This window comes from Arthrobacter sp. B0316-5-4, assembly GCF_059090325.1.
On sequence record NZ_JBNHFN010000001.1, the window covers coordinates 379,257 to 403,466 of the forward strand.

Annotated in this window: 26 protein-coding genes; 10 read left to right on the top strand and 16 right to left on the bottom strand. The window is 62.6% G+C overall.

Annotated features, from left to right (window positions below):
• Positions 1 to 6: 6 nt before the first annotated feature.
• Entirely contained in the window at positions 7 to 630 is a 624-nt protein-coding gene (sigE, locus tag AC5RU9_RS01700) for an RNA polymerase sigma factor SigE (protein ID WP_211714275.1), read from the bottom strand.
• A gap of 236 nt (positions 631 to 866) precedes the next feature.
• Between sigE and AC5RU9_RS01705 the strand changes: the two genes are divergently transcribed.
• The gene (locus tag AC5RU9_RS01705; RefSeq protein WP_211714276.1) at positions 867 to 1,499 is read left to right on the top strand and encodes an O-methyltransferase; all 633 of its coding nucleotides are present in this window, start codon (positions 867 to 869) and stop codon (positions 1,497 to 1,499) included.
• 77 nt (positions 1,500 to 1,576) lie between these two features.
• Here the strand turns inward: AC5RU9_RS01705 and AC5RU9_RS01710 are convergent, their stop codons facing one another.
• From AC5RU9_RS01710 to AC5RU9_RS01725, 4 genes are all read right to left on the bottom strand, one after another.
• On the bottom strand, positions 1,577 to 1,744 hold the full coding sequence (locus AC5RU9_RS01710; RefSeq protein ID WP_211714277.1) for a DUF3117 domain-containing protein: 168 nt from the start codon (positions 1,742 to 1,744) through the stop codon (positions 1,577 to 1,579).
• Positions 1,745 to 1,969: 225 nt separating this feature from the next.
• The gene (locus AC5RU9_RS01715) at positions 1,970 to 3,166 is read right to left on the bottom strand and encodes a hypothetical protein (protein ID WP_494015460.1); all 1,197 of its coding nucleotides are present in this window, start codon (positions 3,164 to 3,166) and stop codon (positions 1,970 to 1,972) included.
• A gap of 77 nt (positions 3,167 to 3,243) precedes the next feature.
• Positions 3,244 to 3,585, bottom strand: a complete 342-nt coding sequence (locus AC5RU9_RS01720; RefSeq protein ID WP_494015104.1) for a DivIVA domain-containing protein — start codon at positions 3,583 to 3,585, stop codon at positions 3,244 to 3,246.
• A gap of 18 nt (positions 3,586 to 3,603) precedes the next feature.
• A complete protein-coding gene (locus AC5RU9_RS01725; RefSeq protein ID WP_211714280.1) occupies positions 3,604 to 4,440 on the bottom strand; it encodes an LOG family protein in 837 nt (278 codons plus the stop codon).
• Positions 4,441 to 4,603: 163 nt separating this feature from the next.
• Between AC5RU9_RS01725 and AC5RU9_RS01730 the strand changes: the two genes are divergently transcribed.
• The 4 genes from AC5RU9_RS01730 to AC5RU9_RS01745 all read left to right on the top strand — a co-directional run bounded on the left by AC5RU9_RS01730 (position 4,604) and on the right by AC5RU9_RS01745 (position 7,917).
• Positions 4,604 to 5,359 carry an amino acid ABC transporter ATP-binding protein gene (locus tag AC5RU9_RS01730; RefSeq protein WP_235516869.1) on the top strand — a complete coding sequence of 252 codons (756 nt, stop codon included), beginning with the start codon at positions 4,604 to 4,606 and terminating at the stop codon, positions 5,357 to 5,359.
• Positions 5,360 to 5,433: 74 nt separating this feature from the next.
• Complete coding sequence (locus tag AC5RU9_RS01735; protein WP_494015105.1) at positions 5,434 to 6,312, top strand: glutamate ABC transporter substrate-binding protein; 879 nt, start codon at positions 5,434 to 5,436, stop codon at positions 6,310 to 6,312.
• A gap of 91 nt (positions 6,313 to 6,403) precedes the next feature.
• Positions 6,404 to 7,054: an amino acid ABC transporter permease gene (locus AC5RU9_RS01740; protein WP_494015106.1), complete on the top strand. Its 651-nt coding sequence runs from the start codon at positions 6,404 to 6,406 to the stop codon at positions 7,052 to 7,054.
• Entirely contained in the window at positions 7,051 to 7,917 is an 867-nt protein-coding gene (locus AC5RU9_RS01745) for an amino acid ABC transporter permease (protein WP_494015107.1), read from the top strand. Before AC5RU9_RS01740 ends, AC5RU9_RS01745 begins: the two co-directional genes overlap by 4 nt.
• Before the next feature lie 63 nt (positions 7,918 to 7,980).
• Here AC5RU9_RS01745 and dapE read toward each other — a convergent pair whose 3' ends face one another.
• On the bottom strand, positions 7,981 to 9,102 hold the full coding sequence (gene dapE, locus AC5RU9_RS01750; RefSeq protein ID WP_494015108.1) for a succinyl-diaminopimelate desuccinylase: 1,122 nt from the start codon (positions 9,100 to 9,102) through the stop codon (positions 7,981 to 7,983).
• An 85-nt stretch (positions 9,103 to 9,187) separates the two neighbouring features.
• Here dapE and dapD point away from each other — a divergent pair, with 85 nt between their 5' ends.
• Positions 9,188 to 10,213, top strand: a complete 1,026-nt coding sequence (gene dapD, locus AC5RU9_RS01755; protein WP_211714285.1) for a 2,3,4,5-tetrahydropyridine-2,6-dicarboxylate N-succinyltransferase — start codon at positions 9,188 to 9,190, stop codon at positions 10,211 to 10,213.
• A 13-nt stretch (positions 10,214 to 10,226) separates the two neighbouring features.
• Positions 10,227 to 11,069 (top strand): hypothetical protein, encoded by an 843-nt coding sequence (locus tag AC5RU9_RS01760; protein WP_494015109.1) that lies wholly within the window; start codon positions 10,227 to 10,229, stop codon positions 11,067 to 11,069.
• Position 11,070: 1 nt separating this feature from the next.
• On the opposite strand, the gene AC5RU9_RS01765 is transcribed toward AC5RU9_RS01760, so the two are convergent.
• Both AC5RU9_RS01765 and AC5RU9_RS01770 read right to left on the bottom strand, forming a co-directional pair.
• Complete coding sequence (locus AC5RU9_RS01765) at positions 11,071 to 11,682, bottom strand: hypothetical protein (protein ID WP_494015110.1); 612 nt, start codon at positions 11,680 to 11,682, stop codon at positions 11,071 to 11,073.
• Positions 11,683 to 11,786: 104 nt separating this feature from the next.
• Positions 11,787 to 12,413 carry a TetR/AcrR family transcriptional regulator gene (locus AC5RU9_RS01770; RefSeq protein WP_494015111.1) on the bottom strand — a complete coding sequence of 209 codons (627 nt, stop codon included), beginning with the start codon at positions 12,411 to 12,413 and terminating at the stop codon, positions 11,787 to 11,789.
• Positions 12,414 to 12,493: 80 nt separating this feature from the next.
• Between AC5RU9_RS01770 and galE the strand changes: the two genes are divergently transcribed.
• Positions 12,494 to 13,510 carry a UDP-glucose 4-epimerase GalE gene (gene galE / locus AC5RU9_RS01775; protein WP_494015112.1) on the top strand — a complete coding sequence of 339 codons (1,017 nt, stop codon included), beginning with the start codon at positions 12,494 to 12,496 and terminating at the stop codon, positions 13,508 to 13,510.
• Between the two features lie 63 nt (positions 13,511 to 13,573).
• Here the strand turns inward: galE and AC5RU9_RS01780 are convergent, their stop codons facing one another.
• The 3 genes from AC5RU9_RS01780 to fdxA form a co-directional block, all read right to left on the bottom strand.
• Positions 13,574 to 14,857, bottom strand: coding sequence for a citrate synthase (locus tag AC5RU9_RS01780; RefSeq protein WP_024817462.1), 1,284 nt, complete (start codon positions 14,855 to 14,857; stop codon positions 13,574 to 13,576).
• 232 nt (positions 14,858 to 15,089) lie between these two features.
• Complete coding sequence (gene dapC / locus AC5RU9_RS01785; protein ID WP_494015113.1) at positions 15,090 to 16,238, bottom strand: succinyldiaminopimelate transaminase; 1,149 nt, start codon at positions 16,236 to 16,238, stop codon at positions 15,090 to 15,092.
• 14 nt (positions 16,239 to 16,252) lie between these two features.
• Positions 16,253 to 16,579, bottom strand: a complete 327-nt coding sequence (gene fdxA / locus AC5RU9_RS01790; protein WP_211711286.1) for a ferredoxin — start codon at positions 16,577 to 16,579, stop codon at positions 16,253 to 16,255.
• 135 nt (positions 16,580 to 16,714) lie between these two features.
• Between fdxA and AC5RU9_RS01795 the strand changes: the two genes are divergently transcribed.
• Positions 16,715 to 16,963 (top strand): putative acetyltransferase, encoded by a 249-nt coding sequence (locus AC5RU9_RS01795; protein ID WP_494015114.1) that lies wholly within the window; start codon positions 16,715 to 16,717, stop codon positions 16,961 to 16,963.
• Here AC5RU9_RS01795 and AC5RU9_RS01800 read toward each other — a convergent pair.
• Both AC5RU9_RS01800 and typA read right to left on the bottom strand, forming a co-directional pair.
• The gene (locus AC5RU9_RS01800) at positions 16,899 to 17,312 is read right to left on the bottom strand and encodes a hypothetical protein (RefSeq protein WP_494015115.1); all 414 of its coding nucleotides are present in this window, start codon (positions 17,310 to 17,312) and stop codon (positions 16,899 to 16,901) included. The two genes, AC5RU9_RS01795 and AC5RU9_RS01800, sit on opposite strands and share 65 nt — an antisense overlap.
• Positions 17,313 to 17,345: 33 nt before the next feature.
• Entirely contained in the window at positions 17,346 to 19,262 is a 1,917-nt protein-coding gene (gene typA, locus AC5RU9_RS01805; protein ID WP_062072937.1) for a translational GTPase TypA, read from the bottom strand.
• Positions 19,263 to 19,544: 282 nt separating this feature from the next.
• On the opposite strand from typA, the gene AC5RU9_RS01810 reads away from it, so the two are divergent.
• On the top strand, positions 19,545 to 20,396 hold the full coding sequence (locus tag AC5RU9_RS01810; protein ID WP_494015116.1) for an SGNH/GDSL hydrolase family protein: 852 nt from the start codon (positions 19,545 to 19,547) through the stop codon (positions 20,394 to 20,396).
• A gap of 99 nt (positions 20,397 to 20,495) precedes the next feature.
• Here the strand turns inward: AC5RU9_RS01810 and AC5RU9_RS01815 are convergent, their stop codons facing one another.
• Genes AC5RU9_RS01815 through AC5RU9_RS01825 form a run of 3 tightly spaced genes read right to left on the bottom strand, consistent with a single transcriptional unit; the run spans position 20,496 to position 24,125 of the window.
• On the bottom strand, positions 20,496 to 22,211 hold the full coding sequence (locus tag AC5RU9_RS01815; RefSeq protein WP_494015117.1) for an ABC transporter ATP-binding protein: 1,716 nt from the start codon (positions 22,209 to 22,211) through the stop codon (positions 20,496 to 20,498).
• 11 nt (positions 22,212 to 22,222) lie between these two features.
• On the bottom strand, positions 22,223 to 23,206 hold the full coding sequence (locus AC5RU9_RS01820; RefSeq protein ID WP_494015118.1) for an ABC transporter permease: 984 nt from the start codon (positions 23,204 to 23,206) through the stop codon (positions 22,223 to 22,225).
• Positions 23,196 to 24,125, bottom strand: coding sequence for an ABC transporter permease (locus AC5RU9_RS01825; protein ID WP_235516911.1), 930 nt, complete (start codon positions 24,123 to 24,125; stop codon positions 23,196 to 23,198). The genes AC5RU9_RS01820 and AC5RU9_RS01825 overlap by 11 nt, the downstream gene beginning before the upstream one ends.
• Between the last annotated feature and the right edge of the window lie 85 nt (positions 24,126 to 24,210).

Below are 24,210 nucleotides of genomic sequence, written 5' to 3' on the forward strand. Positions count from 1 at the left end.
GACAACCTAGTGGATACTGGCGATGCGGGGCATCTTCAAGCGTGGCTTACGGGCCTCGGCGGGTCGGGGATCGCGGTGGGCCAGCTTCTCGCGCAGCATGGTCCTGCCACGGTGGATACGGGACCTGACGGTCCCCAGTTTGACCCCGAGCGCCTCGGCGACTTCGTCATACGAGAGGCCTTCAAGATCACAAAGGACGACGGCGGCGCGGAAGTCGGGCGGGAGCTCCTCCAGCGCCCGCTGGACGTCCAGGTCAAGGTTGTTGTGCTCAAAGCTCTGCTCGGGTCCGGGCTCGCGGCCAGGAAGCCGGGACTCGGCGTCCTCGGCAAGTGCGTCAAAGCGGATGCGGCTCTTACGGCGTGCCTGGTCGAGGAACAGGTTGGTGGTGATGCGGTGCAACCAGCCGTCCAATGTTCCCGGCTTGAAGTTCTCAAGCGAACGGAACACGCGGACGAAGACCTCCTGGGTGAGGTCTTCGGCGTCGAACTTGTTGCCGGTCAGGCGGTAGGCGAGGCGATATACCTTGGCGGAGTGGTTCGCAACCACTTCCTCCCAGCTGGGCATGACCCATTCGGCAACGGCCTCGAGGCCTTCTGATGTTTGGACTGGCGCAGCATGCGATGCCGGCATCGTCCACTCCCCTCAAACTGTGGTTCACCGAAGAATCCGGTGCCGCCCACCTCATGGATGACCGGAGCAATATCATCCCAAGGTTGTCTGGGAATTTCCTGACTGGCCGCCGTTTTCTCCGCAGGGCGGAAAACGTCAGTGGACACAGCCGCATGCCACTCCCCCAACAGCGGGTTTACGCGGGGCAACGCAGTAGTCTGGTACAAACACCCCTACCCGCGGAAAGCGAATCCTTCATGAGTGCCGACAAGTCAACCAGCTGGTCCTATGCAGAAGATCTGCCGGCTGAGGACGACGTCTTGTTGCGTGCCCGGGAGCGGTCCTTCGAGCTGGGTGTTACCCCGATCAGCCCGGGTGTTGGTGCGGTACTGACGGTCCTTGCTGCCGCTTCGAAGGCGCAGACAGTAGTTGAAGTCGGCTCCGGCGCTGGCGTTTCCGGCGTCTGCCTGCTGCGGGGCCTCAGCCCGCAGGCGGTCCTGACAACCATCGACGTCGACGTTGAGCACCTGAAAGCCGCACGGGAAGCGTTCCTGGAATCCGGCAGCCCGGCAAACCGTACGCGTACGATCTCCGGCCGCGCGGCTGATGTGTTGCCTCGACTGACGGATTCGGCCTACGATCTCGTCTTCATCGACGCGGACAAGCCGAACTTCCCCAAATACGTTGAACAGGCGGTGCGCCTGCTTAAGTCCGGTGGCACTTTGGTCATCAACGACGCCCTGGATAAGGACCGCGTCTCCAACCCTGCGGCGCGGGACGCCACCACAGTGGTCCTGCGCCAGATCGGCAAAGCCATCCGCGACGACGAGCGCCTGGCTTCCGCCATGCTGCCAACGGGCGACGGACTTCTGGTGGCAGTCAAGAAGTAGCGGGGAGCTGCGTCCAACGGCGCAGCCTTTAAACTCAAAGCAGGGCTCCAGCTTCCGCCGGGCCCTGCCTGGTAAATCTATTCGGTCACACCTACGAGGCATTCCTTGAGGTTCTCCGCTTCGGAGGCGTTGAGCTCGACCACAAGCCGGCCGCCACCTTCGAGCGGCACACGCATGATCAGGCTGCGTCCCTCCTTGGTAACTTCCATAGGGCCGTCGCCAGTACGTGGTTTCATAGCCGCCATTAGGAAAATCCCCTCCATTTGTCCCAAGTACGCCCAACCCGGCCGGGCTGGATCCGCGTAGCAATTGCAGCCGGCGGCAACGCTTGGGAGGCCGCCTTGGCCGGGCACTTTAGGTGCTTTGTCCTTGCTAGTAGTCCATTATCCCGTACTTACCCGTCCGTAACGAAATCAACAGCCTGTTTGTCAGGGCTTTGTACATATTGCCTTCCGGAACAAAGCTCCACGTCAGGGCGGATAATCGCCGCCACCGGGCAAAGGGGCCCATGCCCAGAGCCATACCACCCAGACGATCTGGAGGAGGATGAACATGACGACGACGGTTCCCCGGTACGCCTTGGACCTGGACAACATCGCAGTTGCCAGGGCCAGGGGAAACAGCGGCAGGAGCATCCGGAAGGTACTGGTTTGCGGGTGCAGGAACACCAGCAGGTAACCCATGTAGCAGGCGCACCATAGCCGGAGCTCCGTACCCAGCGCCCTGACGGGCCTGGAGATCATGACCAGCACGAACAAAGCGGTGAAGACGAAGGGGGCGAGCACGCCCAGGACCGGACCAAAAAGCATCCGCCCGGTGTCAAACCAGGGCTTAAAGGGCACAAGGTCATGTCCGCGCCAAGCCGTTTCCGTGCGGGTATAGGCTGCTGGATCGCCTGTGACCGCCCAGGCAATGGCTGGCCATGCGAGGGCTGCGATACATGTGGCTGCCACCAGGGCACCCAGCGACAACAGGCTTCGCGTAGACAGGGGCTGGCTACTGCCACCGATGCCCTGGCGGTTCCTTGCCGGCCCGAAACGCTGCCATAGCCGCCAGAGGAACAGGAGACCCACCATGGCCGCGAACGGCAACCCGGCGGGCCGCGACAGGGCCATCAGGAGCACCACGGGGATGGCAGCCAGGTAGTGCCGCCGCACCACCAACAACAAAGACGCGGCAAGGAGCAGGAGGTTCAGGGACTCCGCGTATGGGACCTGGAGGATCGGCGAGACGGGGAAGGTCGAGACAAAAATGACGCCCCACATGGCTGTGCGCCTGCCCGCGAACTCCCTGAAGAGCTGGTGAATGACCAAAGCGGCTGCAAGCCCTGCCACCATCGCAATGGCGGTGAGCGCAGGGAGGGTGCCCAGCCCGGTGACGGCCGAAAGCCCACGTGCGAGCAAAGGAAACAACGGATAGAAGGCCCAGGCGTTTTCCTTCACCACGCCGTTCTGGTCGATGGGCAGGACGGTCGGGTAGCCGTTGTCAACGGCCTCCTGGTACCAGCGTCCGTCCCAGATGGTGATGAAGTTCCAGTAGTCCGGAGCCGGCGCAAACCAGGGGTTGGTTCCTTGCTGCACTGCGGCCGCCATGAAGATGCAGGCGCTCACCAAACGGGCGACGACGAACGCCACGGCAACCTGAAGCCACCACGGCCACCCGGCCATCCGTGCGCCGGCGTCCGACACTACGCGGGAAAGGCGTACCGTGGGTCCCACTCCGGCCGGGATCGGAGCCCGGGAACTCACTGTTTGGCCCGGGTGTTCTCGTCGTCGCCGGGCCGTTGCGGTGTGAGCGCACTGAGCCTCTCGATCTCCCTGTCCTTCGCCTGCAACTGGTCCCGGAGCTCATCGAGCACCTGGTCCACCTGGTCCATCCGGTAGCCCCGCAGGCCCAAGGCGAACCGGACCGTATCGACGTCGGACGGCTTGGCGTCCGACGGCAGCAGGACAGGAGGCAGGTTGGGGGTTGGGTCATCGAGCCCCGCCCCCATGGAGCGACCGCGAACGATTCCCGCACCCACAAAGAGGGCAGCGCCAACCAGGACAATCGCAACAAACACCAGAAAAAAGCTCACAGGGTCCATGGTGCCAGAAACACCTTGCTACTCCGGGCGTTGCTCTCCGGTGGGGCTCGGCAGCGGGGCCCCATGAAGCACACGGTGAACGGCGTCTGCCGGGTCATCGACCAACTGGATCAGGTCGAGGTCCTTTTCGGACACCATGCCCTCTGCTACCAGTGTTTCCCTGATCCACTCGATCATGGGGCCCCAGAAGCGGACTCCCAACAGCACAATCGGGAACGAGGTCACCTTGCGAGTCTGGACGAGGACCATGGCCTCGAACAGTTCGTCCAGGGTGCCGAGGCCGCCTGGCAGGACAACGAAGCCCTGCGCGTACTTGACGAACATGGTTTTGCGGGCAAAGAAGTACCTGAAGTTGATACCGAGGTCCACCCACTGGTTGAGTCCCTGTTCGAAGGGAAGCTCGATGCCAAGGCCGACGGAGACCCCGTTGCCCTCCACGGCACCTTTGTTGGCTGCCTCCATGGAACCCGGTCCGCCGCCAGTGATGACCGCGACTCCGGCTTCGGCGAGCTTTCGACCAACCTCGACAGCCATCTCGTAGTACTCGGTTCCCGGCTTGGTCCGTGCCGAACCGAACACGCTGACAGCCGGCCCCAGGTCCGCCAAGGCACCGAAGCCCTCAACGAATTCGCTCTGGATCCGAAGGACGCGCCAAGGGTCCGTGTGGATGAACTGGCCGGCACCGCTCGTGTCCAGCAAATGCTGGTCCGACATCCCCGTATCGGCCTGTTTGCGGCGAAGCTCCAAGGAGCCCTTGTGCTTGGCAGGCGCTATTTCAGACGGCAGGGGCACGTGGGTGGCCTTGACGCGTCCGTTGGCATCCGGATGGGGAACTGGGTGCTGGCTGATGCTCATTGCCCAAGGCTAGTCCCTATGGACCCCTGCTCCGTCCCAGCGACCCGCCTGTTGCATTGCAGTCTGGTATATCGCTGAAGGACAGGTTTCTGTTCAGTCACGATCTTGGGGAAGTTGCCGTGACCGTGGTCATATTTGCGTCTTTGTTCGCTAGATTCTTCGTATGACTACTCAAGCGTCCGGCGATGCCCTCGTCTCACTGAACGGCGTCAATAAGCATTACGGTCAATTGCACGTCCTGAAAGACATCAACCTGCAGGTTCGGAAGGGCGAAGTCGTGGTGGTCATCGGACCGTCAGGCTCCGGCAAGTCCACCTTGTGCCGCGCGATCAACCGCTTGGAAACGATCGACGACGGCGCGATTGCCATTGACGGGAAGAAACTCCCCGAAGAAGGCAAAGACCTCGCCCACCTGCGGGCCGACGTCGGAATGGTCTTCCAGTCCTTCAACCTGTTCGCCCACAAGACGATTCTTGAGAACGTCACGCTGGGGCCGATCAAGGTCAAGAAGGTGGCCAAGGGTACGGCTGACAAGGAAGCCATGGCCCTCCTCGAGCGCGTCGGCGTGGGGCACCAGGCTCCGAAGCTGCCCGCCCAGCTGTCAGGTGGGCAGCAGCAGCGCGTAGCCATCGCCCGTGCTCTGGCCATGAAGCCGAAGGTCATGCTCTTTGATGAGCCCACCTCCGCACTGGACCCCGAAATGATCAACGAAGTCCTGGACGTCATGATCCAGCTGGCCAAAGAAGGCATGACCATGATCGTGGTCACCCACGAGATGGGCTTTGCCCGCAAGGCCGCTGACCGCGTGGTGTTCATGGCTGACGGCCAGATCGTGGAGGACGCGACTCCCGAGGAGTTCTTCACCAACCCGAAGAGCGACCGCGCCAAGGACTTCCTGTCCAAGCTTTTGACCCACTAGCTCCCCACCGCCCGCACCCCGGCTGTAGAGACCGCACCCTGGCCGTACGACGGCCAACCAATGAAAGGAATGTCATGAAGGCTTTTATTACCCGGAGGAAGTCGCTCCTGGTGGCCGCATCGGCCGCGCTCGCCCTCTCCCTGAGTGCCTGCGGCGGTGGCGGAAGCTCCACCACTCCCCCCGTTGCCTCGGCCAGTTTCGACGCCGGAACCACGATGGAAAAGCTGAACAAGGCGCAGAAGATCACCATCGGCACCAAGTTCGACCAGCCGCTCTTCGGCCAGAAGGGCCTTGATGGCAAGCCTGTCGGTTTCGACGTTGAAATGGGCAAGGCAATCGCCGCCAAGCTGGGCATCCCCGCCGACAAGATCGAATGGGTAGAGACCGTCTCCCAGAACCGCGAATCGTTCATCGAGCAGGGCCGCGTCGACCTCGTCATCGCTACCTACACCATCAACGACGCCCGTAAGGAAAAGGTCGCTTTCGCAGGACCGTACTACGAAGCCGGCCAGGCACTGCTGGTGAACAAGGACGACAACTCCATCACCAAGCCTGAAGACGTCAAGGGCAAGAAGGTTTGCTCCGTCACCGGTTCCACCCCTGCCAAGACCATCGCTGAGAAGTACGGCGCAGAGGTTGTCCCTGCCGCCACCTACACCGCTTGCCTTGAGCCGCTGCGTAACAAGCAGGTCGTGGCTGTCACCACCGACAACGTCATCCTCGCCGGCTACGTCGACAAGGAACCGGACGCCTTCAAGCTCGCTTCGGACACGACCTTCACCAAGGAGCCTTACGGCATCGGCCTGAAGAAGGACGACACCGTCTTCCGCAACTGGATCAACGACCAGCTTGAGGGCTTCGAGAAGGACGGCACGTACAAGAAGGCCTGGGAAGCCACGGCAGGCAAGGTCATCAAGACCACGCCTGAACTTCCTGCGATCAACCGCTACTAGTCGGGACCAGTCAGCTGCCGCCGCCCCATGGACGGCGGCAGCTGGCGAATCCAGGACCCTGCTCCCTGATTAGCTGCAGCCAAAGGAACCCATGGACGCCGTTATAGCAAGCCTCCCCGAATACTGGGACGGATTTCTCCGAACCCTGTATCTTTCCGTCATTTCAGGAATCATTGCCCTCATCGTCGGGACAATCCTGGCGGCCATGAGGGTCTCCCCCGTGGCTGCCCTCCGCGGATTCAGCACGTTCTACGTTGAAGTCGCCCGAAACACCCCCCTCACCATCATCTTCTTTTTCGCAGCCATCGTTCTGCCACGGCTGGGCGTCAAGTTCGAACAATTCGAAGTGGCTGCCATCATCGCCTTGAGCAGTTACACGGCCGCTTTCATCGCCGAAGCCGTCCGTTCCGGCGTCAACAGCGTGCCCGTAGGGCAGGCTGAGGCCGCCCGCAGCATAGGCATGACCTTCATCCAGGTTCTGGGCTTCATTGTTCTCCCCCAGGCTGTCCGTACTGTGATTCCGCCGTTGATCAATATCCTGATCGCCCTGGTGAAGAACTCATCGGTAGCCGGCGCCTTCTTCGTCCTTGAGCTTTTCGGCTATGGCCGCAAGCTCTCCAACGACTACGGAGACCAGGTTCTTTGGATCCTGCTCGGGGTGGCGTTCTTCTACCTCCTGATCACAGTGCCGCTGGGCCTCCTGGCTCACTTTGTTGAACGTAAGGTGGCGATTGCCCGATGACCTCGGTCCTGTACGACGTCCCCGGGCCCAAGGCCCGCCTCTACTCGCTCATTGGGTCCGCCGTCGGCATCCTGATCATCCTGGGCGTACTCGCCATCGCAGTGACCACCCTGGCACAACAGGGCATCTTCGACTCCGAACGCTGGGAGATCTTCTACGGTCCCATGGCCCCGGATGTCTGGAGCCTCATTGGGCAGGGCATCCTGTCCACGTTGGCTGCCGCTGCCGTGGCGGCAATCATCGCATTCCCTTTGGGTATTGCGCTGTGCCTGCTGCGGATCTCCTTGATCCCCTGGGTCCGGATTCCCACGCAGGTGGTCCTTGAGTTCCTCCGCGGCATGCCCGTGGTCCTCATGATGTTGTTCATCCTGCTGGTTTTTGCCACTGGACAGTTCCAAGCAGTTGTTGTGGGCCTTACGCTGTACAACGCCGCCATCTTCGCCGAAATCCTGCGTGCTGGTATCCAGTCGCTACCCAAAGGTCAACGTGAAGCCGGCCTGGCCATCGGCTTGCGGAGTTTCCAATCGCGGATGTCCATCGAATTCCCGCAGGCTGTCCGCCGGATGCTCCCCTCGCTGGTTGCCCAGTTGGTGGTTCTCCTCAAGGACACCTCGCTGGGCTACATCGTGGGATATGAGGAACTCCTCCGGAAGATTCAGATCATGGCCGACTTCCTGGGGCCGGACTTCCTGTTCCCCGCGTTCTTCGTGGGCGCCGCCATCTACATCCTGATCAACCTGACGGTGTCCCGGATTGCGATCATGATTGAGCGCCGTGGCTCCAAGAAGGCCGCCGGTGGCATGGCATCGGCCATCAAGACCGTGGATCTTGAGGTCAACGTACCGGGTACGGAAAAGAAGTAGTCTCCGCACCACGCAAAGAAGGTCCGCAGCCACCAGGCTGCGGACCTTCTTTTTGTGCGCTGTTTAAGCCAGCCACGTCCTCAGTGCCCGCAGGCACTCACGGATGGCATCGGCGTCGACGTGCTCGTTGTCCTTGTGTGCCAGCAGTGGGTCGCCGGGGCCGAAGTTCACGGCCGGGATGCCCAGCTCGCTGAAACGCGCGACGTCGGTCCACCCGTATTTGGGCTTGGGTTCAGCACCGACGGCAGCAACGAAGGACGCCGCGGCGGGGTGGTTGAGTCCTGGACGGGCGCCGGCAGCAGCGTCGGTGCGGACGACGTCGAACCCCTCCAGGAGTTCACGGACGTGGGCTTCTGCCTGGTCCGGGGTCTTGTCCGGGGCGAAGCGATAGTTGATCTCAACCACGCAGCGGTCCGGGATGACGTTGCCTGCCGTACCGCCGTTGATCTTCACCGCGTTGAGGCTCTCGCGGTAATCCAGCCCGTCCACGTTGATGGTTCGCGGCTCGTAGGTGGCGAGCCGCGCCAGGATGGGGGCTGCGGCGTGGATCGCGTTGACGCCCATCCACGCCCGCGCCGAATGCGCGGTCTCCCCGAGAGTAGTAGCTTCGAAACGACTGGTTCCGTTGCAACCACCTTCCACTGTGCCGTGGGTTGGCTCCAGCAGGATCGCGAAGTCACCGTGCAACAGGTCCCCGTGGTTGCGGACCAAGCGTCCGAGCCCGCTCTTGACGGCTTCCACTTCCTCATGGTCGTAGAAGACGAAGGTGACGTCCTTGTCCGGCTGCTTGCCGTCGTCGAACAATGTTGCCGCGAGGGCAAGCTGCACAGCAACGCCGCCCTTCATGTCCGTGGTGCCACGGCCATAGAGGACGCCTTCACCGGGAACGCCGGATTCCCACGTGGCCGGTACGGTGCCCAGCGATCCCTCCACGGTGGGCAGGGGCACCGTGTCCAGGTGCCCGGCCAGGATGACGCGCTCGGAGCGGCCAAGTTCGGTACGCGCAATGATGGCGTCGCCGTCCCGGGTCACGGTATAGGCAGGGATGGCGCGCAAAGCGGACTCAACGGCGTCGGCGAGCTCAGTCTCATTGCCGGAAACGCTGTTGAAGTCGATAATTGCGGCAGTCAGCAAGGCAACGTCCTGGCGCAGGTCAAGGAGGGCGGGAGCAGGATTCAGGGTCACCCGTCCAGCCTAATGCCCGCAAATGCGACTTCTGTGGCGTGAGACGGGTTTTAACCGACCTCTGCCTGCTGGATAGACTTGGCCCATGACTGAAACTGCTTCCTCCGCTGCGCCCGCACAGGCGCCCGTAAACAACCGATCGGCCTACGGATTCGGCCTCGCCACCATCGCCACCTCGGCGTCCGGGGAAGCAACCGTGCTGGACGTCTGGTACCCGGCCCCAGCGTTGGGCGTCGCCGCTGACTCCCTGCGGGACGTGGAGAACGCCGATCCTGCGCTGACAGCACTCGCGGACGAGAGCAAGGATGCAGATCGCGGCACCGAGCAAAAGGTGGTCTTCGCACAGATCGACCTCGACGCCGCCCCGGCTGACACCGCGGATGCCTACCTCCGCCTGCACCTCCTCTCGCACCGACTGGTCACACCGAACAGCATCAACCTGGACGGCGTCTTCGGCAAGCTTCCCAACGTCGTGTGGACCAACTTCGGCCCCGCAGCGGTTGACGGCTTCGAGCTGACCCGCGCACGCCTGCGCAAGCGCGGCAACGTGGTGGTTTACGGCGTGGACAAGTTCCCGCGCATGGTTGACTACGTGGTCCCCTCCGGTGTGCGCATTGCCGACGCCGACCGCGTCCGCCTCGGCGCCCACCTCGCCGAAGGCACCACCGTGATGCACGAAGGCTTCGTGAACTTCAACGCCGGAACCCTGGGCACCTCCATGGTGGAAGGCCGCATCTCGGCCGGCGTCGTGGCTGGCGACGGAACGGACGTCGGTGGTGGAGCGTCCATCATGGGCACGCTCTCCGGTGGCGGCAAGGAAAAGATTGCCCTGGGTGAGCGCGTCCTGCTCGGCGCCAACTCCGGCGTGGGCATCAGCATCGGTGATGATTCCGTGGTCGAAGCCGGTCTGTACGTCACAGCAGGTACCCGTGTTCGGGTTCCGGGCCCCAAGGACGAGAACGGCGAGGACACCAGCAAGATCATCAAGGCCGTGGAACTCTCCGGAGTCCCCAACCTGCTCTTCCGCCGCAACTCCACCACCGGCGGCGTGGAAGTCCTTCCGCGCAAGGGCCAGACGGTGGAGCTGAACGAGGCACTTCACGCCAACTAGCAGGAGGAAATCCGTGCGCCGGTTCCGCCGCGCCATCGTTGCGGTGCTGGCATTGGCCCTCGTAGCAGGGGCCATCTACGCGATCGTGGCTGTACTGCAGCGCTCCGAAACCCTGGTGACGGAGCGCTGCGTCGCCGTCGTGGGTTCTGACAGCCACGAACTCGCAACGGACCAGGCCGCCAACGCTTCGCTGATCTCCGCGATCTCCGTCAAGCGGGGCCTTCCGCCGCGTGCCGCGAGCATCGCCCTCGCCACGGCGATGCAGGAATCCAGGCTCCGCAACATCAACTACGGTGACGACGCCGGCCCCGACTCCCGAGGCCTGTTCCAGCAACGGCCCTCGCAGGGCTGGGGCACGGAAGCCCAAGTGATGGACCCCGTGTACGCAACCAACGCGTTTTACGACGGGCTGGTCAAAGTGCCTGGCTTCGAAACCATGGAGATCACCCAGGCCGCGCAAGCCGTCCAGCGCTCAGCGTTCCCGCGCGCCTACGCCCAGCACGAGCCGATGGGCCGGGCCTTCGCTTCGGCGCTGACCGGGCACTCGGAATCTTCACTGAACTGCGAACTGCGCATGCCGGAAGCGGCTGGCGACCCTGCCGCCGTCGTCGATGAACTTTCGACGGCGTTCGGCACCCAGGCGGCCACGGTTCAGGGCCGTACGGTGCAGTTGGATATCGCGGGAACCCAAGCCTGGGCTGTGGCTCACTGGGCGGTGGCGAATGCCAAGACATTGTCCATCACCCAGGTTGATGTTGCCGGCCAGACCTGGAACCGGGAGAAGCGGAACGGCTGGCAAGCGTCGGCGGCTCCAGCCGGACCGGTCACCATCACGGTGTCCGCCCCCACCACCTGAGTCAGGCCAGGAGCTCGACTACCGGCTGGACGTAACTGCGGAACACGTCCGGCTCCGACAGGAGCCGATGGCTCATGATCATGGTGTTGGGCTCCAGATACCAGGCACGGGGTTCGTTGAGTGGGAGTTCGATGATGGTGAGCTCGAAGTCACGCGAACTCCTTCCGACCTCCAGGAGCCTGTCCTCCACCATCTCGTTCAGCACGTGGGTGACGCCATTCGCCTCGCGCGCCGCTTCCAGGTCCGCGTACTCGTCGATCCTGTCCGTTGCCCACCCAAGGGCTGAACCGAAATGGGCCTGCAGGACACGCTGGAGCGCCGGCGAATTCCCGAAAGCCTTGAAGCTGGGAGGCGCCAGTTCCGACGCCGGCTTGGGATAGGACTTCACGAGGCTCTCCCACCAGGCCTCCCACTCGGTCTTGAGGGCCTGGATGCCCCCTACATCCGAAGTAAGGTGGCTATGGTCGGCGTGCCGGACCTTGGGGGCTGCGTGGGACAGCAGCGGTGTGCCGGCACCGTCAAGACCGGCAATGTCACGCAAGTACAAGGCGATGAGCATCGGCCCTGATGTGTCCATGGTGATGCGCCATCCCGGGCCGCCAGACTCATGCATCCGAATTCCTCCCTTTGGCAGGTCCCCGACAAGTCCCAGTCTATTCCCGTTAGCCCCCGGCGGTAGAGGCCCGGACCCACTGCTTGGCAGGCCTGTGGTAACCGCTAATGCTCCGCCGGCAACGCTTCCAGGGAACGCAGGTGGGCGGCGAGGACGTCGCTGCACATCTCAGCGGTCATCCACTCAGGCTGGAGCAACGCGTGCATGCACAGCCCTTCAAGGGTGGCCAGGAGCCTCTCGGCTTCCGCCACGAGTGTTTGATGGGCCTCGGCCTCTCCCGGGCTCAGAAGCATGATGAGACGCCCGACGACGGCGGCAACGGCACGATGGCTCCGCTCGGCTTCTGCGGCCAGCACCGGTTTGATGCGTGCAGCGTGCCGGAAGGCCATCCAGACGCAGGCATCCACCGCCAGTTCTTCGTCCAGGGGAAGGAATTGGCCGAGCAGGTTCAGGACGGCCGCGTGCTGTTCCTTGCTGCCGAGGGGCTCCGCTTCGACGGCGGTGAGCGCGGCCTCAAGCCTGCCGGCAATTCGGTCAATCACCGCTCCGAAAGAGAAGGCCAGGAGTTCGTCGCTGCTGGCGAAGTAGTGGCGTACCGAGCCCACTGCCAGCCCGGCCTCATCTGCTACTTCTCTCAGGGATGCCCGTTCCAAGCCATCACTGGCAATGATCCGGAAAACAGCTTGGACAACTTCCTGGCGCCGGGCTTCGGCATCAACAATTTTGGGCACTAATTGTTTTTAGCACGAACGTGCTTCCACAGCGCTCAACACTGAGCGGCGTGGCTTCGATTTCCGATAGCGTAGGGACCATGAAAATTCTTGTCACGGGTGGCACCGGCTACATCGGTTCCCACACCGTTTTGTCCCTTCAGGAAGCCGGCCACGACGTCGTCGTACTGGATAACCTGGTGAATTCAAGCGAGGAATCCCTCCGCCGGGTCTCGGAGCTGACCGGCAAGAGTGCCGCTTTCCACAAGGTTGACCTGGTGGACGAGCCGGGCGTCGAAGCCGTTTTCGACCAGCACCAGATTGACGCCGTGATCCACTTCGCCGGGCTGAAGGCAGTGGGCGAGTCGGTTCAGGAGCCACTGGCCTATTACTACAACAACATTGTGGGCACGCTGAACCTGCTCCGGGCCATGGACAAGCACGACGTCCGCTCGATCGTCTTCAGCTCCTCCGCAACCGTGTACGGCGAGCACAACCCGATCCCCTACATCGAGAAGATGGAAATCGGCGCCAACAACCCTTACGGTCGCACCAAGGAACAGATCGAGGACATCCTCTCGGACCTGGGCAATGCGGATGACCGCTGGCATATCGCACTGCTGCGCTATTTCAACCCGGTGGGCGCCCACCCGTCGGGCCGCATTGGCGAGGACCCCCAGGGCATTCCCAACAACCTCGTGCCGTTCATCGCGCAGGTGGCCGTGGGACGCCGGGAGAAGCTCATGGTGTTCGGCGGAGACTACGACACCCCTGACGGCACCGCACAGCGCGATTACATCCACGTGGTGGACCTCGCGGACGGCCACGTGGCAGCCCTGAATTACATTGCCGAACGTGCAGGCGTTCGCCGCTGGAACCTCGGCTCGGGCCGGGGCTCCTCCGTCCTGGAAGTCCTGCGCTCCTTCGAGAAGGCCGTGGGACAGCCGATCCCCTATGAGATCACGGGCCGCCGCGCAGGCGACCTTCCCGCATTCTGGGCCGACGCTTCCTCCGCCTTGGCTGACCTTGGCTGGTCCACCACCAAGACAGTGGACCAGATGTGCGAGGACCACTGGCGCTGGCAGAAGAACAACCCCTACGGGTACAACGCCTCCTGAAGCAACGACGGCGGCCGTCCACCTCGCGCGAGGTGGACGGCCGCCGTCGTTATTGGCTTGGTACTAGTTGGCCGGGTAGTTGCGCTCCGGTTCCCCTGTGTAGAGCTGCCGCGGGCGGCCGATCTTGGTCTGGGGATCGTTGATCATTTCGCGCCACTGGGCAATCCAGCCCGGGAGGCGGCCGATGGCGAACAGGACGGTGAACATCTTCTCGGGGAAGCCCATGGCCTTGTAGATCAGGCCGGTGTAGAAGTCGACGTTCGGGTACAGCTTGCGCTGGATGAAGTAGTCGTCCGCGAGGGCCTTCTCTTCGAGGCGCATGGCAATGTCCAGGAGTTCGTCGTTGCCGCCGAGCTTGCCAAGAACTTCGTGTGCCGTTGCCTTGATGATCTTGGCGCGGGGGTCGTAGTTCTTGTAGACACGGTGTCCGAAGCCCATGAGGCGGACGCCGTCTTCCTTGTTCTTGACCTTCTCCATGTAGTCCTCGGGCTTGATGCCGTCGGCCTGGATCTGGCGGAGCATCTTCAGAACTGCTTCGTTGGCGCCACCGTGGGCGGGGCCGAAGAGGGCGTTGATACCGGCGGAGACCGAGGCGAAGAGGTTCGCGTTGGACGAACCCACCAGGCGCACGGTGGACGTGGAACAGTTCTGCTCGTGGTCAGCGTGAAGGATGAGCAGGAGGTCCAGGGCCTTGACCACCACCGGATCCATTTCATACTGCTCGGCGGGAAGGCCGAAGCTCAGGCGCAGGAAGTTCTCCACCAGGTTCATGGAGTTGTCCGGGTACAGCATCGGCTGGCCGATGGACTTCTTGTGCGCGTAGGCGGCGATGACCGGGAGCTTGGCCATGAGGCGGATGGTGGAAACTTCCACGTGCTCCGCGTTAAAGGGATCCAGCGAGTCCTGGTAGAACGTGGACAGCGCGGAAACGGCCGAGGAAAGCACCGGCATGGGGTGGGCGTCGCGCGGGAACCCGCCGAAGAAACCCTTGAGTTCTTCGTGCAGGAGCGTGTGGCGGCGGATCTTCTGATCGAACTCTTCCAACTCCGTCGGGGTGGGAAGGTTGCCGTAGATCAGCAGGTAGGAAACTTCGAGGAAGCTCGAGTGCTGCGCGAGCTGCTCGATGGGGTAACCCCGGTAGCGCAGGATGCCTGCGTCGCCGTCGATATAAGTGATGGCCGAGGTGGTGGCCGCTGTGTTCATGAAGCCGGGGTCATAGGCAACGGCGCCCGTCTGCTTCAGCAGCTTGGAAACGTCGTAGCCTTCGTTTCCTTCTACAACCTTGATACGCGGCAGTTCGAGTTCGCCGCCGGCATGGCGCAGTGTCGCGCTGGTGGTCTCAGTCATGGAGTCCCCTTCATGAGGCCTTTGGGCCTCTATCGAACGCTTGTCCAACCAACTTCTGGTGCCGCCGCCTTCGGCCCTACTGTTGCAGGGCTCCAACGGCCGAAGTGCTTTCTTAGTGAAGGCCACCATTGATAGTCAGTTAAAAAGCTACCGCCAGTAACCCCACGGAACTAATCCGTGCCTTCCGGTTACCGGCGGAATAGCGCCATAAGTGGCGCAAGTCACAGCTTTGTTATGAGCCCGTACCCAAGCGCTCGACGGCGGCATCAATCCGTTCGTCGCTGCCCGTGAGCGCGACCCGAATGAAGCCGTTTCCTGCATCACCGTAGAAAACTCCCGGTCCCACTACGATTCCCAGCTCCGCGAACCGTGCCACGGTGTCCCATGTAGGTTCGCCCGCCGTGGACCAGAGGTACAGTCCGGCCTTGGATTCCTGGATGTCCAGCCCGAACTTTTCCAGCGCCGGGACCAGCCGTTCGCGACGGCCGCGGTACAGGTCCTTTTGGGCGAGGACATGGCTGGCATCACCCAGTGCCACACGCATGGCTTCCTGGACGGGGTACGGAACGATCATGCCGGCATGCTTCCGGCTGTTGACCAGATTGGCCATGATGGCGGAGTCACCGGCGACAAAGGCTGCACGGTACCCGGCGAGGTTCGACTGCTTGCTCAGCGAATACACACTGAGCAAACCGTCCGTGGAACCGCCCGAAACGCGGGGATCCAGGATGCTGGGCACAGCTTCTCCCCCGCGCTGGGCATCCCATTCACCCCAACCGAGCTCGGCGTAGCATTCATCCGAAGCCACCACTGCGCCAATTTCGCGGGCCTGGGCAACGATCCGGCGCAGCGACTCAACGTCCCGGACGCTTCCCGTGGGGTTGCCGGGCGAATTGATCCAGATCAGCCGGACGTTCGCGCGGGTGGCGGGGTCCAAGGCATCGAGGTCGTCCGCGGCGACCGCCGTGGCGCCAGCCAGCGAGGCGCCGATGTCGTAGGTCGGGTAGGCAACCGTGGGGCGCACAACGACATCGCCGGCGCTCAGACCGAGGAGGAATGGCAGCCAGGCCACCAACTCCTTCGACCCGACGGTCGGCATGACATCCTTGGGGTCCAGCCCCGGCACGCCTCGCCTGCTCGCGAACCAGTCCACCACTGCCTGGCGAAGCGCCTCAGTGCCGTGGACAGTCGGGTAACCATGTGCGTCTGACGCGTTGGCCAGCGCATCACGAATCAACCCGGGAGTGGGATCCACCGGCGTACCGATGGAAAGATTCACTGCGCCGCCGGGGTGCTTGGAAGCGGTGGCAACGTAGGGCGCCATGGCCTCCCACGGATAGTCAGGCAGGTTCAGGCCGAAAGCCGGCGCCGCGGAAATCAACGAAACTACCGCCCTTAGTGGTCTTGGTTCTGCGGGGGCAGCGCGGCAATGAAGGGGTGGTCCTTGCCCGTGTTACCCACCTTGGCGGCTCCACCCGGCGAACCGAGGTCATCGAAGAACTCGACATTGGCCTTGTAGTAGTCGGCCCACTCTTCGGGGGTGTCATCCTCGTAGTAGATGGCCTCAACAGGGCATACGGGTTCACAGGCACCACAGTCGACGCATTCATCGGGGTGGATATAGAGGGAACGCTCACCTTCGTAAATGCAGTCGACAGGGCATTCCTCAATACATGCCTTGTCCTTGACATCCACACACGGCTGCGCGATTACGTACGTCACGTCCCAGACCTCTCCACGGTTTGTCCCGGCGATGGCCGGGGTAATACTGCCGGCATCATGCCGGGCACTCAACTTCCGAGCCTATTATCCAACAGTGCGCCGACGCCAACCTAGCCCGCGTCTTAGTATGAATCCGTGACTTCCCCGCATTTGCCACCCGGACAGTTCCTTCGCAGCGCCGAGCCGGGAATCCGGGTCGTGGTGCGCTACAGGATCGACGACGGATTAACGGACGCGCTGGGCTACTTGCTGAAGACCAGCGAAAGCAGCTGCACCGTGCGGACCCGGACATCCGACGTCGACATTCCCCTGGCGATGGTTATCGCCGCGAAAGAGGTTCCGCCACCACCGCCGCGCCGGGCTTCCCGAAGCGCAAGCGAGTGACAACCACGAGCATGATCATTGTCACTGCGCCGATGCCAAACACCCACACATTGCCGACGCCGTCGCCCAGCACCAGCTGCTTGGCCGGGCCCGCAGACGACACAACACCGACGGCGGCATAGCTCACCACACCGGCTACCGCCGTCGGGCCTATTGAGCGTGCCCAGGCGCCCAGCCACAACTGGACGGACGCCAGAAGCAACAAAGCCGCAGCGACACCCCAGGGGACCTCGACGCCGGCCACCGGCACTGTTTGGCGGTGCAGGGCGGTTCCTGCGGCGGCCACGAAAAGAGCCGCCGGCACGGCCGCGGCAATGCCACGAACCGTACCGGCGGCTCCTCTCTTCATTCAGCTGTTCCTGACTGTTTCAGTCAGAGCAGGCTAGGACTTGGCGCGGGCGCGGTTGGCCTTGGCGCGCTCGTTGGAGTCCAGGATGACCTTACGGATACGGATGGATTCCGGGGTGACCTCGACGCACTCGTCTTCGCGGGCGAATTCGAGGGACTCTTCGAGGGTGAGGTCGCGCGGCGGCGTCAGGTTCTCGAAGGTGTCGGAGGAAGCGGCACGCATGTTGGTGAGCTTCTTTTCCTTGGTGATGTTGACATCCATGTCATCAGCGCGGGAGTTCTCGCCGACGATCATGCCTTCGTAAACCTCGGAGGTGGGCTTCACGAAGAAGGAACCGCGCTCCTGCAGGTTGATCATGGCGAATGGGGTAACAACACCGGCGCGGTCGGCGATCATGGAACCGTTGGTGCGGTATTCGATCGGTCCGGCCCACGGCTCGTAGCCCTCGGAGATGGAAGCAGCAATACCGGCGCCACGGGTGTCCGTCAGGAACCGGGTACGGAAACCAATCAGGCCACGCGCAGGGACGATGAACTCCATGCGGCACCAGCCGGTGCCGTGGTTGGCCATGTTGGTCATGCGGCCCTTACGGGCAGCCATGAGCTGCGTGACGGCGCCAAGGTATTCCTCAGGCACGTCGATGGTCATGTGTTCCATCGGCTCGTGCAGCTTGCCGTCGATGGTCTTGGTGACAACCTGCGGCTTGCCCACGGTCAGCTCAAAGCCTTCACGACGCATCTGCTCAACCAGGATGGCCAGCGCGAGCTCGCCACGGCCCTGGACTTCCCAGGCGTCGGGACGCTCGGTGGGGAGGACCTTGATGGAGACGTTACCGATCAGTTCCTTGTCCAGGCGATCCTTCACCTGGCGTGCCGTCACCTTGGCGCCCTTGACCTTGCCGGCCAGCGGCGAGGTGTTGATACCGATCGTCATGGAGATCGCGGGATCATCCACGGTGATCAGCGGCAGCGGCTGCGGGTTCTCGGCATCCGTGAGGGTTTCACCAATGGTGATTTCCTCGATGCCGGCCACTGCGACGATTTCGCCCGGGCCTGCGGATTCGGCGGGAACACGGGTGAGAGCCTTGGTGGCAAGCAGTTCGGTGATCTTGACGTTCTTGAGCTCACCGTTGGCGCGGGCCCAGGCAACGGTCTGGCCCTTGCGGAGGGTTCCGTTGTAGATGCGGAGCAGGGCGAGGCGGCCAAGGAACGGCGAGGCGTCCAGGTTGGTCACGTGTGCCTGCAGCACGCCGTCCGGGTTGTACGTCGGAGCCGGGATGTGCTCGATGATGGTCTTGAAGAGGGGCTCGAGGTCCTCGTTCTCCGGTGCCGAGCCGTTGGCGGGCTGGTCCAGGGATGCGCGGCCAACCTTGGCGGCGGCGTAAACGACGGGAACTTCGAGGACCTTGTCGAGGTCCAGGTCCGGAACTTCGTCGGCGAGGTCGGAGGCGAGGCCCAGGAGAAGGTCCATGGACTCGTGGACAACCTCGTCGATGCGGGCGTCGGGACGGTCGGTCTTGTTGACCAGGAGGATGACCGGCAGGTGCGCTGCAAGGGCCTTGCGGAGCACGAAGCGGGTCTGCGGCAAGGGGCCTTCGGAGGAGTCGACCAGCAGGACGACGCCGTCAACCATGGACAGTCCGCGCTCAACCTCGCCACCGAAGTCGGCGTGGCCGGGGGTGTCGATGACGTTGATGGTGATGGTCTCGCCATTGGACGACGGGCCGTTGTAAGCGACCGTGGTGTTCTTCGCGAGAATGGTGATGCCCTTTTCGCGCTCCAGGTCACCGGAGTCCATGACGCGGTCCTCAACCTCACCATGGGAAGCGAAGGAGTTGGTCTGCTTGAGCATGGCGTCGACCAGGGTGGTCTTACCGTGGTCAACGTGTGCGACGATCGCGACGTTGCGCAGATCGCTCCGCGACGCAGTGTTGGTGATGGTTTCAGACATGCGTTAATGACTCGTTTCAGTGGTGAAGTCAGCTGTTTGTATCCGCGCGCATACCTGATCGACTTGATCGGAACACACAGCGAAAAGACCCCGGGACACAGGGCACCTAAAGCAAGTCTAAACGCAGAAGCATTTATGCGCCTAAAAAGCAAGCCATCGGCGGCCGGGATGTGGCCTTGCTCACAGCGCATCACCGTTCAGTAACCACACGTCCACTTGCTGGATTTTCCGACGTTCGTGCCCCATGATTGCAGCAGAACCAGTGCCACACGGAGACCAACGATGCGCAAAGCCCCGGCAACGTTCCGCATGCTCGCACCATTGATCGCCGTCGGCGTTCTACTGGTGGGCTGCGGACAGAACCAAACACCCCTAGAACCCGTCCCGACGCGCTCAGCCGCGCCCGGGCCAGCCCCGACGTCCGCCGCGGAAAAGCCACTCCGGTCGGCGCCCTCGCCCACTGCACTGAACCTGCCTGTCGGTTCCCTGTACAAGAACCCGGCGAACAACCGCAATGAACTGGTACTGGCCGACGTCCGCCACACGGCGGTGTTGATCGGCGATTCCCAGGCCATGCCCAAGGACTCCTGGCCGCAGCAGGGCATCGCTGCCTTGGGATACAAGCTGCACGTCGTGGGCATGGGCGGGACAGGGTTTGTTGCCACAAACGGCAAGACGGGCAATTACATTGACGCGCTTCAGCGTGGCGACTGGGTTCTCCCCTATGGCGAGCCTCCCCTGATCGTCATTGAGGGTGGCGGCAACGACGCCACCCAGCGGGCCACCGATGCCCAGATCACCAGCAATGCGGAGCGGCTTCTGGCGGCACTGACCAAGCGCTACCCGGGCTCCAAGCTCGCCATGATCGGTACCTTGGCCCGCGGCGCCAGCTACGGGGGCGCCCGACGCACCGAAGTAGATGCGCTCGTGGGCAGGATCGCGGCCAAGCACGGCATTCCGTTCGTCAGCGCCGGCGACTGGCTCACCCGGTACAACGCCGTGGGAGATCTCCAGGATGGCGTCCATCTTAAACCCGCAGGACACGCGAAGCTGGGGGCCGTCCTGGCACGTGAACTCACCGCACTGGGCCTCACGGCGCGTCCTGACAGTGAAGCCGCAACGCCGGCGCAGTAGCGGCCCTCAAAGCAGCTTTAACGGCAAGAGCCGGTGGTTCCCATTGAGGGGAACCACCGGCTCTTGTCGTTTGCGGCTTTGTTGGAGTTCGACGCCGGGTCAGGCCACCTCAGGCGGCAAAAGCAGCGAACCGCCGGGGATGGCATCCAGCAGGGCCTGGGTGTAAGCCTCGCGGGGGTTGTCGAAGACGTCGTCCGTGCTGCCCGTCTCAACCAGCTTGCCCTTTTGCATCACGCAGACGTGGTCTGCGATCTGCCGAACAACAGCGAGGTCGTGGGTAATGAACAGGTACGTCAGGCCCAGGTTGTCCTGGAGCTCTGCCAGCAGGTTCAGGACCTGAGCCTGCACCAGCACGTCCAGGGCCGAGACGGCCTCATCGCAGATGATCACTTCAGGATCCAAGGCCAACGCACGGGCAATCGCAATACGCTGGCGCTGACCGCCCGAGAGTTCATTCGGGTAGCGGCGCATGGTCGACTGTGGCAAGGCCACCTGGTCCAGCAGTTCACGGACCTTTTTCTCCCGGCTGGCCTTGGTACCGATCTTGTGGGTCCGCAGCGGCTCTTCGATGGTCCGGAAGATGTTGTACATCGGATCGAGAGAGCCGTAGGGATCCTGGAAGATGGGCTGCACCCGGCGGCGGAACTTGAACAAGTCCCGGCTGTTCAGCGTGGAAGTATCGACGCCGTCGAAAATGATCTTTCCGGACGTCGGTTCCAGCAGGTTCAAGACCATTTGGGCCACAGTGGACTTGCCCGAGCCGGACTCCCCCACAATGGCCGTGGTGGTTCCACGCCTGACCGAGAACGAGACTGAGTCGACAGCCGTGAAATCAGTGGTCTTGCCAATGCCTCCACGGAGTTTGAAGACCTTGGTCAGGTCCTCAACCTTCAGCACCTCCTCGGGAAGCGCAGACTCGACCACCACGGGTTCCGTGGGGGCCAATAGCTCGTCGGACTCAACACCCTGTTCCTTGGCGACCTGGATACGCCGGGACGCAAGGGACGGGGCTGAGGAAACCAGCCGCTTGGTGTAAGGGTGCCGCGGGTTGCGGAGCAGTTCAAGCGACGGACCGGATTCCACAACCTGGCCCTTGTACATCACCACCACCTTGTCCGCCCGCTCAGCTGCCAGGCCGAGGTCGTGGGTGATGAGCAGTACAGCCGTACCCAGCTCGGACGTCATCTTGTCCAAGTGGTCCAGGATCTGGCGCTGGACCGTAACGTCAAGGGCCGACGTCGGCTCATCCGCGATCAGCAGGCGCGGCTGGCAGGAAAGGCCGATGGCGATCAGCGCGCGCTGGCGCATGCCACCCGAGAACTCGTGCGGGTACTGCTTGGCGCGACGGGCAGCGTCGGGCAGGCCAGCCTCGGACAAGACCTTGGCAACGTCCTCGGGGCCGGACGGAAGACCGTTGGCTTTCAAGGTCTCCTTGACCTGGAAGCCGATCTTCCACACCGGGTTGAGGTTGGACATCGGGTCCTGCGGAACCATCCCAATGGAGTTGCCGCGGAGTTCGATCATCCGCTTCTCGCTGGCGTGGGCGATGTCTTCCCCGTCGAACAGGATCTCGCCGCCGGCTACCCGGCCGTTCCCGGGCAGCAGACCGATGGCAGCGAGGGCCGACGTCGACTTGCCGGAACCCGACTCGCCCACGATGGCCACCGTCTCACCGGGCATCACCGTAAGGTGCGCATTCCTGACGGCGTTGACCTCACCATTGCTGGTGGCGAAGTTGATCGCGAGGTTTTTGATCTCCAGCAGGGGACGCTCGGAGCCAGCGACTTCTTCCTTGATGTGAACTGAAGAGTTCATGGCTTCGCCTTTCATCGCTTACGCGCTTTGGGGTCGAGGGCATCACGCAGGGCATCGCCGAGCATGATGAAGCTCAAGACTGTAATCGACAGGGCAATAGCCGGGTAGAGCAAGGGCATCGGGTTTGAACGCAACGAAGCCTGCGCAGCCTGGATGTCATTACCCCACGACATGACGCTCGGTGGGAGCCCGATGCCGAGGAAGGACAACGTGGATTCGGCCACGATGAACGTGCCCAGCGAGATGGTTGCAACCACGATGATCGGAGCCAACGAGTTGGGCAGAACGTGTCGCAACAACGAACGGAACTTGGAAACACCCAGCGAGCGGGCAGCGACCACAAAGTCGGCGTTCCTGACTTCGATCACGGCGCCTCGGGTAATGCGGGCAATTTGGGGCCAGCCGAAGACGATCAATATCAGTACCAAGGTCCAAACAGTGCGGTTCGCACGGAACACGGGCAGCTGCATCATGACAATGGCGCCGAGGATGAGCGGCAAGGCGAAGAAGATGTCCGTAAGGCGCGCCAGCAGGGCATCAGCCCAGCCACCGTAGTAGCCGGCCAGCGCACCAATGATGCCGCCGAAAAGAACGACGCCGATGGTGGTGAACAGGCCAACCGTCACCGACGAACGGGTACCGAAGATGACACGGGCAAAAACGTCACAGCCTTGCTGGGTAAACCCCAGCGGGTGGCCGGCAGCGGGTCCGCCATCGGAGTTGGACAGCTGGCAGGCCTCGGACGTGGGATCGATCTGCGAGAACAGGCCCGGGAAGAGCGACACAACTACGACAGCCAGGATCATGATGGCCGAGATGATGAACAGCGGCTGCTTGCGCAGGTTCTTCCATGCTTCGCCCCAGAGGCTCGAAGGCGCGGAGTCTTCCTTGACCTTGTCCGTCGCCTGGAGGGGCGTCTCTTCAAGATCAGCGACAAAGTGCTCGATGTGGCGCGGGGCAGTGTCCTGCCCAGTCAGGTTATTTTCAGGAGTCATAACGGATCCTCGGATCAAGCCAGGCATACAGAAGGTCAACGAGCAGGTTGGAGAGACAGTAGATCAACACCAGCACTGTGACGATGGAGACCACGGTTGGGCCTTCACCTGACAGGACGGCACGATACAACCGGTTACCCACACCAGGGACGTTGAAGATGCCTTCCGTAACGATTGCTCCACCCATCAGTGTGCCAAGGTCGGCTCCCAGGAAGGTCACCACTGGGATGAGCGAGTTGCGGAGAATGTGCACGTTGATGACACGGAAGCGGGACAGGCCCTTGGCCGTCGCGGTCCGGACATAGTCGGCATTCATGTTCTCGATGACGCTGGTGCGGGTGAGTCGCAGAACGTAAGCGAATGAGGCCAGGCCCAGAACGATGGCGGGCAGGATCAGGTCTTGAACCGTAGCCGCCGCGCTGACCGTGGGTTTGGCCCACCCCAGTTGCACGCCAATGAAGAACTGCAGGATGAAGCCGAGCACGAAGATCGGGATACCAATGACAATCAGGGATGCGATCAACACGGTGCCGTCGAAAAGCTTGCCCTTGCGAAGACCCGCGACCAAGCCGAAGGCGATGCCGAAGACAGCTTCAAAAATCAGGGCCATGACGGCGAGCCGTGCAGTGACGGGGAAGACCTCGCCAAGCACCGCTGCGATCGGCCGGCCGGAGAAGTCCTGGCCGAGGTCGAACGTGAAGATGCTCTTGAGGTAGAGCAGGTATTGAACAATGAAGGGCTGGTCCAGGTTGTACTGGGCACGCAGCTTGGCCGCGACTGCTTCGTTGACGGGTTTGTCACCGAAGAGAGCAGCAATGGGGTCGCCAGGAAGGCTGAAGACCAGGAAATAAACCAGCAGTGTCGCTCCCAGGAAAACGGGAATCAGCTGGAGGAATCGTTTAAGGATATAGGTGGCCATCAGCTCACCACACCCCGATCAGCAGGCACCCGGGGCTGGGGTGCAGCGGAGTTGTTCATCAAAGAACCTTTTCGTCTGATGTGCA

Bases quoted from the DNA above. Each gene is read 5' to 3' on its own strand.
- sigE (WP_211714275.1), bottom strand. From the start codon at position 630: ATGCCGGCATCGCATGCTGCGCCAGTCCAAACATCAGAAGGCCTCGAG.
- AC5RU9_RS01705 (WP_211714276.1), top strand. From the start codon at position 867: ATGAGTGCCGACAAGTCAACCAGCTGGTCCTATGCAGAAGATCTGCCG.
- AC5RU9_RS01710 (WP_211714277.1), bottom strand. From the start codon at position 1,744: ATGGCGGCTATGAAACCACGTACTGGCGACGGCCCTATGGAAGTTACC.
- AC5RU9_RS01715 (WP_494015460.1), bottom strand. From the start codon at position 3,166: ATGGCCGGGTGGCCGTGGTGGCTTCAGGTTGCCGTGGCGTTCGTCGTC.
- AC5RU9_RS01720 (WP_494015104.1), bottom strand. From the start codon at position 3,585: ATGGACCCTGTGAGCTTTTTTCTGGTGTTTGTTGCGATTGTCCTGGTT.
- AC5RU9_RS01725 (WP_211714280.1), bottom strand. From the start codon at position 4,440: ATGAGCATCAGCCAGCACCCAGTTCCCCATCCGGATGCCAACGGACGC.
- AC5RU9_RS01730 (WP_235516869.1), top strand. From the start codon at position 4,604: ATGACTACTCAAGCGTCCGGCGATGCCCTCGTCTCACTGAACGGCGTC.
- AC5RU9_RS01735 (WP_494015105.1), top strand. From the start codon at position 5,434: ATGAAGGCTTTTATTACCCGGAGGAAGTCGCTCCTGGTGGCCGCATCG.
- AC5RU9_RS01740 (WP_494015106.1), top strand. From the start codon at position 6,404: ATGGACGCCGTTATAGCAAGCCTCCCCGAATACTGGGACGGATTTCTC.
- AC5RU9_RS01745 (WP_494015107.1), top strand. From the start codon at position 7,051: ATGACCTCGGTCCTGTACGACGTCCCCGGGCCCAAGGCCCGCCTCTAC.
- dapD (WP_211714285.1), top strand. From the start codon at position 9,188: ATGACTGAAACTGCTTCCTCCGCTGCGCCCGCACAGGCGCCCGTAAAC.
- AC5RU9_RS01765 (WP_494015110.1), bottom strand. From the start codon at position 11,682: ATGCATGAGTCTGGCGGCCCGGGATGGCGCATCACCATGGACACATCA.
- galE (WP_494015112.1), top strand. From the start codon at position 12,494: ATGAAAATTCTTGTCACGGGTGGCACCGGCTACATCGGTTCCCACACC.
- AC5RU9_RS01780 (WP_024817462.1), bottom strand. From the start codon at position 14,857: ATGACTGAGACCACCAGCGCGACACTGCGCCATGCCGGCGGCGAACTC.
- AC5RU9_RS01800 (WP_494015115.1), bottom strand. From the start codon at position 17,312: ATGAAGAGAGGAGCCGCCGGTACGGTTCGTGGCATTGCCGCGGCCGTG.
- typA (WP_062072937.1), bottom strand. From the start codon at position 19,262: ATGTCTGAAACCATCACCAACACTGCGTCGCGGAGCGATCTGCGCAAC.
- AC5RU9_RS01810 (WP_494015116.1), top strand. From the start codon at position 19,545: ATGCGCAAAGCCCCGGCAACGTTCCGCATGCTCGCACCATTGATCGCC.
- AC5RU9_RS01815 (WP_494015117.1), bottom strand. From the start codon at position 22,211: ATGAACTCTTCAGTTCACATCAAGGAAGAAGTCGCTGGCTCCGAGCGT.
- AC5RU9_RS01820 (WP_494015118.1), bottom strand. From the start codon at position 23,206: ATGACTCCTGAAAATAACCTGACTGGGCAGGACACTGCCCCGCGCCAC.
- AC5RU9_RS01825 (WP_235516911.1), bottom strand. From the start codon at position 24,125: ATGGCCACCTATATCCTTAAACGATTCCTCCAGCTGATTCCCGTTTTC.